The organism is Flavobacterium sp. BFFFF1 (assembly GCF_002256285.1).
Lineage (GTDB): Bacteria > Bacteroidota > Bacteroidia > Flavobacteriales > Flavobacteriaceae > Flavobacterium.
In genome coordinates, this window is the sequence record NZ_NKJE01000002.1 from 1 (window position 1) to 11,578 (window position 11,578).

4 protein-coding genes and 1 pseudogene are annotated in these 11,578 nt (G+C 44.9%); all 5 read left to right on the plus strand.

Translation table 11 applies throughout. The annotated features are described in order from the left end of the window. The coding region (locus CFE23_RS01135; RefSeq protein WP_291082789.1) for an Ig-like domain-containing protein at nt 1–601 on the plus strand (601 nt) is incomplete at its 5' end. A gap of 3 nt (nt 602–604) precedes the next feature. Then, entirely contained in the window at nt 605–8,194 is a 7,590-nt protein-coding gene (locus CFE23_RS01140) for an Ig-like domain-containing protein (RefSeq protein ID WP_291083328.1), read from the plus strand. Nucleotides 8,195–8,247: 53 nt separating this feature from the next. After that, nucleotides 8,248–9,165: a type IX secretion system membrane protein PorP/SprF gene (locus CFE23_RS01145; RefSeq protein ID WP_291082792.1), complete on the plus strand. Its 918-nt coding sequence runs from the start codon at nt 8,248–8,250 to the stop codon at nt 9,163–9,165. 12 nt (nt 9,166–9,177) lie between these two features. After that, a complete protein-coding gene (locus CFE23_RS01150) occupies nt 9,178–11,130 on the plus strand; it encodes an OmpA family protein (protein ID WP_291082795.1) in 1,953 nt (650 codons plus the stop codon). Nucleotides 11,131–11,223: 93 nt separating this feature from the next. After that, nucleotides 11,224–11,578: pseudogene (locus tag CFE23_RS01155) on the plus strand (flagellar motor protein MotB); the annotation flags it as partial.

Below are 11,578 nucleotides of genomic sequence, written 5' to 3' on the forward strand. Positions count from 1 at the left end.
GGCTACGGTGACCATCACTGTTGCCCCTGATGCGGCCGGAACGGACGTACCTGTGGCTGTGAACGATACGGCGAACGTAACCGAAGACCAATCGGTGAATATCGCGGTACTTGTAAACGATACTTTCGGACCTGACGGACCATCAGCTACAGCCATTACGATCGCTGCTGCTGCCACAAACGGAACCGCTGTAGTGAACACGAACGGAACACCTAATGACCCAACCGATGATACGGTAGACTATACCCCGAATGCGAACTACAACGGGGCGGATTCCTTCAGCTATACGATCACCGATTCAAACGGCGACACTTCAACGGCTACGGTAACGATCACTGTTGCCCCTGATGCGGCCGGAACGGACGTACCTGTGGCTGTGAACGATACGGCGACTACAGGAGAAGGTTTTGCTGTTACAGTAACGGTATTAATCAACGACACATTTGGCCCTGATGGACCATCTGCATCTGCAATTACTGTTGGACCTGCTGCGAACGGAGCTACTGTTGTAAATACCAACGGCACACCGAATGATCCAACCGACGATACAGTTACGTACACACCAAATCCTAATTTTAATGGAAGTGATGTGTTTACATAAACAATTACCGACTCTAATGGTGATACATCAACTGCAACCGTAACTATTACAATTACTCCTGATAATCCTTTTAACGATGCGCCAACAGCGACGAATGATTCCGCAACGACAAATGAAGATAGTCCTGTTACTATCGACGTCCTTGTGAATGATGACTTCGGTGGTGATGGAGCAGGAGTAGGACCAATCACGGTGACGCAAGGAGTAAATGGTACTGTAACGGTGAATACCAACGGAACACCATTTGATCCTACGGATGATACAATCACGTACACTCCTAATGCAAACTACAATGGAAGTGATAGTTTCACGTATACTATAGCAGACAGTGACGGACAAACATCAACTGCAACAGTGACGATTACCGTTGTGCCAGATAATCCGATATTTGATACACCGACTGCTTCCGCAGATTCAGCGGCAGTAGCAGAAGATTCTTCAGTAATTATTAATGTTACAGCCAATGATGATTTCGGAGGAGATGGACCTTCTTCTTCACCAATTATCATCGCTACACAACCAGCTAACGGTGTGGCTACGCTGAACACGAACGGTACGCCAAATGATCCGACAGATGACACGGTTACCTATACGCCGAACGCAAATTTCAATGGTGTAGACAGTTTCACCTATACTATCGCAGATGCTGACGGACAATTGTCTACAGCAACTGTTACTATTACGGTTACTCCGGACAACCCTGCAACGGATACACCATCTGCTATCGCTGATGTTGCTACAACGGCAGAAGACACCCCGGTAACAGTAACTGTACTTGTGAATGATAGTTTTGGCGGTGATGGCCCATCATTCGGTACCATTACAGTAACGCAACCTTTGAACGGTATAGTTGTTGTAAATACGAATGGTACGCCATTTGACCCAACGGATGATACGGTTACGTATACGCCAAACGCAAACTTTAATGGGGTAGACAGCTTCACGTATACGATCGCTGATGCTGATGGACAAATTTCCACAGCAACGGTAACGATTACTGTTACTGCTGATAACCCTGCTATCGATGTTCCAGTGGCTAATAATGATACCGTATCCGTACAGGAAAATACACCAATCCTTATTAATGTACTGGTGAATGATACATTCGGTGGCGATGGACCTGGTGTGGGACCAATATCTGTAACACAGCCTGCAAATGGTACTGTTACGGTTAATGATGGTGGTACACCTAACGATCCAACGGATGATAGGGTAGTATATACCCCTAACACAGACTTTAACGGAGTGGACACATTTACCTACACTATTGCAGATGCTGATGGTCAGACCTCTACAGCAACGGTAACAGTTACGGTAAGTGCAGACGATCCGAACGCGGACTTCCCAGTTGCACAGCCAGACAATGCTACAACTACGGAAGACGTTGCAGTGAACATTCCTGTTCTTGTGAACGATAGCTTCGGTGGAGATGGACCTGGTGTAGGACCAATTACCGCAACGCAGCCAACAAACGGCTCTGTAATCGTAAATAACGGAGGAACACCTAACAACCCAACTGACGATACGGTAGTATATACTCCAAACCCGAACTTTAATGGTGTGGATACCTTTACCTATACAATCGCTGATGTTGATGGACAGACGTCTACGGTTACGGTTACAGTTACTGTGAATCCGGATAACGTATTGGCTGATTTCCCTGTTGCCAACAACGATTCTGCAACGACAGTTGAGGATAGCCCTGTCACTGTTAATGTATTGGTAAATGATAACTTTGGAGGTGACGGACCGTCTACCGGATCAATTGTAGTGGCAACGCTACCGGTTAACGGTATTGCAACTGTTAACGATGGAGGTACACCTAATGATCCAACTGACGATACCATCACGTACACACCGAATGCGAATTACAATGGTTCTGATAGTTTTACGTATACAATTGCTGATGCCGATGGACAGACTGCGACCGCTACGGTGACCATAAGCATCACTGCTGACAATCCGCTGAATGACTTGCCGTCAGCAGTAAATGACACTGCAACGACAACAGAAGATACAGCGATTGATATTACTGTACTTGTTAATGATAGTTTCGGTGGAGACGGCCCTGCTTCAGGATCGATTTCGGCAACACAACCTGCTAATGGTGTGGCTGTCGTATTGAATCATGGAACGCTGAATGATCCAACGGATGATACCATAACATATGTGCCAAACAGCAACTTCAACGGAACGGATACTTTTACGTACACTATAACTGATGCTGATGGACAGACTTCTACAGCTACTGTTACGGTAACGGTAACCGCGGACAATCCTGCTGTAGACGTACCAACTGCGAATGACGAAACAGTAACTACTCCTGAGGATACAGCAATTGTTATCGACGTGCTTGCCAATGATAATTTTGGTGGAGACGGCCCTTCAATCGGAGCCATTGTGATCGCGACGCCTCCGACGAATGGTGTGGCAGTGGTGAACACTAATGGTACGCCGAATGATCCTACAGACGATACGATCACGTACACGCCTAATGCGAACTTCAATGGTGCTGACTCGTTCACGTATACCATTGCGGATGCTGATGGGCAAACGTCAACGGCTACTGTAAATATTGCGGTTATGCCTGACGCTCCAACAAACGATGCGCCACAGGCCAATAATGATACCGTAACCATTACCGAAGGGAACAATGTAAACATCAGCGTACTTGCGAATGATACATTTGGTGGTGACGGACCTTCAAATGGTGCGATTTTCGTGGCGACCACACCGTCTAATGGTATTGCTACGGTCAACCTAAATGGTACGCCAAATAATCCTACAGATGATTTCATTACGTACATCCCTAATCCAGGTTACAATGGTCCGGATAGTTTTACATACACCATTGAAGATGCCGATGGACAGCTTTCTACGGCAACGGTGTTTATTACTGTAAATCCGAACGATCCAAACCAGGATTTCCCATCAGCTAACAATGACAGTGCTACAACTCCTGAGGACGTTGCAGTAACGATCAGCGTATTGGCTAATGACAGCTTTGGGCTTGACGGACCTTCTACAGGCGCGATTGTGATTGCTTCATTACCAGTTCATGGGACGGTTACAGTGAATGTAAATGGAACACCAAACGATCCGAGCGATGACACGATTACGTATACGCCTGATGCGAACTACAATGGTCTGGATACATTCAACTACACCATTGCAGACGCCGATGGACAGATTGCAACAGCTTCGGTAAACATTACAATTACGCCGGATGCCGCTGTTGTTGATATGCCGGACGCTGTTAATGATACGGTGACAACAGACGAAGATGTAGCGATCACCATTCCTGTGCTTGTTAATGATACGTTCGGAGGTGATGGACCATCTACAGGTGCTATTCTGATTGCTGCCGCGCCTGCAAATGGTGTAGCAGTGGTGAACACTAATGGAACGCCTAATGATCCTACTGATGACACGATCACATACACTCCAAATGCTAACTTTAATGGTACAGATTCATTTACGTACACCATTACAGATGCTGATGGACAGACTGATACGGCTACGGTAAATATCACTATTACGCCAAATGATCCTAATGCCAATGCTCCGGTTGCAAACAACGATTTTGCAAACACTGCTGAGGATACTGCTGTAACCATCAATGTGTTGGTAAACGACACCTTCGGTGGTGACGGACCTTCAATTGGGGCGATTGTCCTTGCGTCTAATCCTTCGAATGGAGTTGCTGTTGTAAACAATAACGGTACGCCTAACAACCCGACGGATGACACCATCACTTACACGCCTAATGCTAATTTCCACGGTAATGACATCTTTACCTACACCATCGCTGATGCAGACGGACAGACGGCTACAGCTACAGTGTTTGTAAATGTAAATGCTGATGTTGATACGGCAGATGCTCCTGTAGCAGTTGACGATAGCGCGAGCGTAGTGGAAGATACCACTGTTAACATTCCAGTATTGGTGAATGATAACTTCGGTGGTGATGGACCATTTGCAGGACCAATTATTGTTGCCTCAAACCCATCTAACGGTCTGGCTGTGGTAAACAATAACGGTACACCAAATAACCCTACTGACGATACAATCTTGTATACGCCTAACCCGAACTTCAACGGAACGGATAGCTTTATCTACACGATCCTTGATGCGGACGGGCAGACTGCAACAGCGACTGTTACTATAACAATTACGCCTGATGCACCAACTGTTGATGCTCCTGTTGCCAACAACGACGTGGCTACTACTGTAGAGGATACTCCGGTTACAGTACAAGTTCTTGTCAACGACAGTTTCGGAGGCGACGGACCGTCTGCGACAGCGATTCTGGTTGCAACTCAACCTGCAAATGGAAACGCTACCGTAAATGATGGAGGCACTCCAAATGATCCAACAGATGATACTATCGTGTACACACCGAACGCGAACTTCTTCGGAAGTGACACCTTCACATACACGATTGCTGACGCGGATGGACAGACGGCTACTGCTACTGTAACCATTACCGTTACCGCGGATGCGCCTGGTACTGATGTTCCGGTGGCCGTAAATGACAGTGCTAGCGTTACAGAGGATACTTTCGTTACGATTCCAGTAATTGTTAACGATGACTTTGGTGGTGACGGACCTGGAAATGTTCAGATCACCGCGACGCAGCCTACAAACGGTGTTGTTGTTGTCAATACAAATGGAACACCAAACGATCCTACAGACGATACGATTACTTATACGCCGAATGCAAATTACAACGGACCGGACAGCTTCACTTATACGATTGCTGATAGTACAGGCGACACATCTACAGCTACAGTCACAATTACAGTGACTCCGGATGCACCTGATGCTGATGTTCCAGTTGCCACAGATGATACTGCTATCACTATCGAGGATACGCCAGTTCAAATCCTATGGCTTGGAAATGATACTTTCGGTGGCGATGGACCAAACGCTGGAACAATCGTCATTGCCTCCGATCCTGCAAACGGAACTGTTTCGGTAAATAATAACGGTACACCAACGAACCCAACGGATGATATGGTGACCTATACACCGAATGCTAATTTTAATGGAACCGATAGCTTTACTTATACCATTACTGATGCTAACGGCGATACATCAACCGCTACTGTCTTTATTACAGTGAATCCAGATGTACCAACTGCTGATGTTCCGGTAGCGAATGACGATGCGATTACGGTTGCAGAGGATTCGACGAACAACATCGTTCCTTATGCAGGCAATGATACTTATGGCGGCGACGGCGCAGGTACTGTTGCAGTGGGCATTACGGTAGCACCGCTTCACGGAACCGCTTCAGTGAACGACCAGGGTACAGCAGATCCATCTGATGATGTGATCACGTACACCCCTGATGCGAACTATAACGGTACGGATGTCTTCACTTATGTGATAACAGATGCCAACGGCGATACGGATACGGCTGTAGTGACCATTACGATCACTGCTGATGCTCCGGGTAATGATGTGCCTTTAGCAGTAAATGATGTAGCAACGGTCGATGAAAACGACACCGTCAATATCGCTGTATTGGTAAATGATACATTCGGACCTGATGGACCTTCGACAGGAACAATCGTCGTGGCGACTCAGGCAGCTAATGGAACCGCAGTACTCAATGATGGTGGTACACCGAATGATCCAACCGATGATACATTTGACTATACCCCTGATACTGATTTCAGCGGAACAGATAGCTTCACGTACACGATTACTGATAGCAATGGCGACACATCAACAGCGACAGTAACCATCACGGTAAATCTTACAGAAGTACCATCAATCGCATTGGTTAAGGTATCTGCGGTAAATGATGTCGATGCAGATGGTCAGCTTGAAGCCGGCGAATCGATTTCATACACTTTCACAGTGACCAATACAGGTAACGTGGCAGTGAATAACATTATAATCAATGATCCATTGTTAGGAACTACACCAATAACCGTTGGTAATTTAGCGCCGAATACAAGTATCACCCTGCCAGTTCAAACGTATACTGTTACACAAGCAGACGTAAATGCAGGACAGGTTGTGAACTCAGCAGTAGCTTCAGGAACTACTCCTGGAGGAACTCCGGTAACAGATACTTCTGACAACGATACTGATCCTACAAATGGTGATGATACACCAACTGTGACGCCAATTACAATCAATCCGGAACTGACGTTTGTGAAAACTGGTGTTTGGGTTGATACCAATGGAAATGGTATCCCAGAAGTTGGAGAGCCGGTAAATTATACGTTTACGGTTACAAACACTGGAAATGTGACGGTGAATGATATTGTCGTGAATGACGCATTGACTCAGACCGTACTGGTACCGCTGTTGCCTTCTACATTGCAACCGGGACAGATTGGCGTGTTAACTGCAACTTATTTGATTACGCAGAATAACATTAACCTGGGCATGGTCGTTAACTCGGCATCTGTAACAGGTAACGATCCAAATGGTGCTACGGTATCTGACGTATCGGATGAAGGTGATCCGGCGAACGGGGATGATAATCCAACGATTGTACCGTTAAACATTGTTCCGCAATTGACGTTGATTAAAACGGCTGTTGTTGGTGGCACGGGCGCGATTGGTGATACAATCACTTACACCTTCACTGTGACCAATACAGGAAATGTTTCCGTAAGCAACATTGTCATCAATGACGCCTTAACCGGTTCTGTGAACCTGATTGTTGCACCGTCCACATTGGCCCCGGGTCAGATAGGACTTGCTACAGCAACTTATGTGATTACTATAGCCGATATGGATGCAGGACAGGTTGTAAACTCGGCAACAGTGAGTGGAACCGCAGTAATTTCCGGTAACCCGATATCTGATGTTTCCGATGAAGGCGATCCAACGAATGGTGATGATAACCCAACCATTGTGACGCTGAACCAGTCAAGTTCAATTGAAATCATGAAAACAGGTGTATTTAATGACCTGAATAATGACGGATTTGCACAGGTTGGAGAGACGATTACGTATTCGTTTACGATAACCAACACAGGTCAGACCACGCTGTACAATGTCACGGTAAGCGATCCTCTACCAGGGGTAACTTTAGAAAACGATGGTCTTGTCACTGGTAACACTGGTGCAGGCATCTTACTTCCTGGTGAAGTAGCCAGCCTGACAGGAAGTTACGTACTGACTGCTGGTGATATTACAGCAGGCAGCGTAACGAATCAGGCGTCCGTAAGAGGCTTCAATCCTGCGGGTGAGGAAATCGCAGAGGACGTATCCAGCGATGTGAATGACGTCGATGATCAGCCAACGATCATTGTGTTCGACGGATGTACGATTAAAGTTTATAACTTAGTATCGCCAAATGGAGATGGATTCTACGATGAATTGTATATTCAGGGTATCGTTTGCTTCCCAGACAACACGGTAGAGATTTACAACCGTTGGGGCGTGAAAGTATATGAAACCGAAGGATATGATAATGAAACCAAAGCATTCAGGGGCATCTCTGAAGGCAGGGTAACAATAGACAAATCTGCAGGATTGCCTGAAGGTACTTATTACTGGATCATCAAATATAAAGATGGTGTGAATACGAAGGAAAAAGCTGGATTCTTACATTTAACCCGATAAAGTTAATTCCGGAGGGTATTACAGCCCTCCGGATTAAATAAAACTTATAAAGAATGAGAACAAAATTTTTATTTTTTGCCTTGATGTTGATCACTGGAGTGTATGCGCAGCAAGATGCGCAGTTCACGCAGTACATGTACAATACAGTCAATGTCAACCCTGCGTACGCGGGCTCAAGAGGTGTGCTAAGTGCGTTTATCCTTCACAGGACCCAATGGGTGGGACTGGACGGTGCTCCGGTAACAAATACCGCTTCTATTCATACACCAATTGAAGGCAGTAAGATCGGGTTAGGGCTTTCGATTATTAACGACAGGATCGGTATTTCAGATGAGAACGATGTCTCAGCGGACATCTCTTACACCATCAAAACGTCGGAAGATTTTAAACTGTCGTTTGGACTTAAGGCTACGGCAAATTTACTTAGCGTGGATTTCAGCCGGTTGATTTTGAGAAACCCAGGCGATTACGCAATCAGTCAGCAGTCAAACATCGACAACCGTTTTACGCCCAATATTGGTGCGGGTATTTACTACCATTCAGATAAGACTTATTTTGGACTTTCGGTGCCTCATTTTCTTGAAACCAAACACTATGAAGACAATACAAGCTCTGTCGCCAGTGAGAAAATGCACGTTTTCTTTATCGCAGGCCACGTTTTTGACCTGAGTGAAAATGTGAAATTTAAGCCTGCGTTACTCACAAAAATGGTGAAAGGCGCACCGCTGCAAGTAGATGTTTCTGGAAACTTCCTCATCAATGATAAATTTAATCTTGGCCTTGCTTACCGATGGGATGCTGCAGTCAGCGCGATGGTGGGCTTCCAGATCAGTGATTCATTGTTCATTGGGTACGGGTACGACCTCGAAACTACAAAGTTGGCTAACTATAACTCGGGATCTCATGAAGTTTTCCTTAGGTATGAGCTGTTCAGGAATTATGAAAAAATTATATCTCCAAGATTCTTCTAATAACGCACTATCATGAAAAAACAAGTATTATTCATCCTTTTATTAGTGAATTTCGGGGCATTGAACATGTACTCTCAAAAAAGTGCGCTAAAAAAAGCAGAAAAGAAGTATGATAATTTCGCCTATGTGGATGCCATTAAGATATATGAAACAATAGCTGCGAAAGGGTATAAGGATGAAAAGATGTTCCAGAAACTGGGGAACGCTTATTATTTTAATTCGGAATTCGAAAAGGCCGAAGGTGCATACCGGGAATTATTTGCCATGAACCCAGAGCAAAAGGAAGAATACTATTACCGATATGCGCAATCCTTAAAATCTGTAGGAAAATATACTGAAGCAGAGCAGATGATGGTCAAGTTTAACGAGAAATCTGGGAATGACAAACGCGCTGTGCTCTTTAAAGACAATCGAAACTATCTCGAAGTCATTAAACTGAATTCCAAAAGGTTCTACATCGAAGATGCCGGAATCAACTCTGAATATTCCGACTACGGCAGTTCAATGATCGGGAACAAACTTGTTTTCGCTACGACACGCGATACCGGTGGCGTTGTGAAAAGAAAGCACAAATGGAATAACAAGGCTTTCAGTAATCTTTACGACTCAGAAATACAACAGGATTTTGACGCAGTACTCGGGAAACCGGCAAAGTTCTCAAAAGAGGTAAATTCCAAATTCCATGAATCTACACCAGTCTTCACAAAAGATGGAAAGACCATGTACTTTACCCGAAACAATTTTAATAAAGGGCGTCAGGGAGAAAACCGCTACGATGTCGTATTGCTTAAAATTTACAAAGCGACGCTGCAAGGTGATAAATGGGCCAATGTGACGGAGCTGCCGTTCGATAACGACGAGTACAATACCGCGCATCCATCATTGAGCCCTGACGAAAGAACATTGTACTTTGCGTCCGATATGCCGGGATCTTACGGAGAGTCTGATCTTTACAAGGTAGCGATCAATGAAGATGGTTCCTATGGTACACCTGTAAATCTGGGACCTTCCATCAACACGCCCGGGAAAGAGACATTTCCGTATGTTACGGATGAAGATGAATTGTACTTCGCTTCGGACGGTCATCCAGGATTGGGCGGACTTGATATTTTCGTTGCAAAAATCCGTAAAGACGGCGTGTTTCGAAACATCCAGAATCTTGGACAGCCACTGAACAGCCGTAAGGATGATTTTGGCTATTTATTGGATACCAAAACGAGAACCGGTTATTTCACTTCAAACAGGGAAGGCGGTAAAGGCTTTGATGACATCTATAAGTTTACCGAGTTGCGCAAGTTAAATTGTGAACAAATCCTTGAAGGTGTCGTTACCGACAGCGAGACCAATGCACCGATTGCTGATGCACAGGTCGTATTATACGATTCGGACATGGAGAAACTGGCGACGGTCAATACCGATAGTCAGGGAAAATATTCCTTTGGCGTAGTCGATTGCGACAGCAAGTATTATATTCGTGCGGACAAAACCGATTACGAAACGAATGAAACGCCATTCCTGGCACCGAAACAAGGTGGAAATACGTATATTCCCCTCACGATTAAGAAACGTATGGTTAAAATTGAGCCTGGGATTGACTTAGCCGAGCGCGGTGTACTTGACATTCCGACCATATATTTTAACCTCGATAAGTGGAACATCAGGAAGGATGCCGCTTTCGAACTGGAGAAAGTCCTGGCTGTGATGAACCAATATCCCACGATGAAAATCGATGTTCGTTCCCATACCGACAGCCGTGCCACGCATAAATACAACCAGGTTTTGTCTGACAAACGTGCCAAATCTACGATAGCCTGGCTTGTTAAGAACGGAATTGACGCCAGCCGTCTGACGGGACGTGGATACGGAGAATCACAATTGGTTAACAAATGTGCCGACGGCGTAAAATGTACTGAAGCGGAACACCAAATGAACAGGCGAAGCCAGTTTATTGTAGTTGAGTTCTAGCCTATAAAAAGAATTGCACAAATTCTGATTTTTAACTCGAAAAAGTTAAGAATCAGAATTTGTTTTTTATAAAGAATATTGATTAATTTGAATATGTCTCTACCCAAATCGACATTGTTATTGCTGGTTTTTTTGATTCCGTTCAGCCTGTTTTCACAAAAAGGCAAAATGGCTGCTGCGGACAAAAAGTACGAACAATACGCTTATATCGATGCTATAGAAATTTATGAAAACGTTGCCAAAAAAGGATATAAGTCAGCGGCGCTTTTCGAAAAACTGGGCAATGCATATTATTTTAATTCGGAGTTTGATAAAGCAGCACTTTGGTACACCGAACTGTTCAACCTAAATGAAGAAATAGAGCAGGAATATTACTATCGCTACGCGCAGTCCCTTAAATCCATCGGGAACTACACCAAGGCCAATGAGATGATGGAAGCCTTCAGCC

Coding starts and splice junctions, on each gene's coding strand:
- CFE23_RS01145 (WP_291082792.1), top strand. CDS start 8,248: ATGAGAACAAAATTTTTATTTTTTGCCTTGATGTTGATCACTGGAGTG.
- CFE23_RS01150 (WP_291082795.1), top strand. CDS start 9,178: ATGAAAAAACAAGTATTATTCATCCTTTTATTAGTGAATTTCGGGGCA.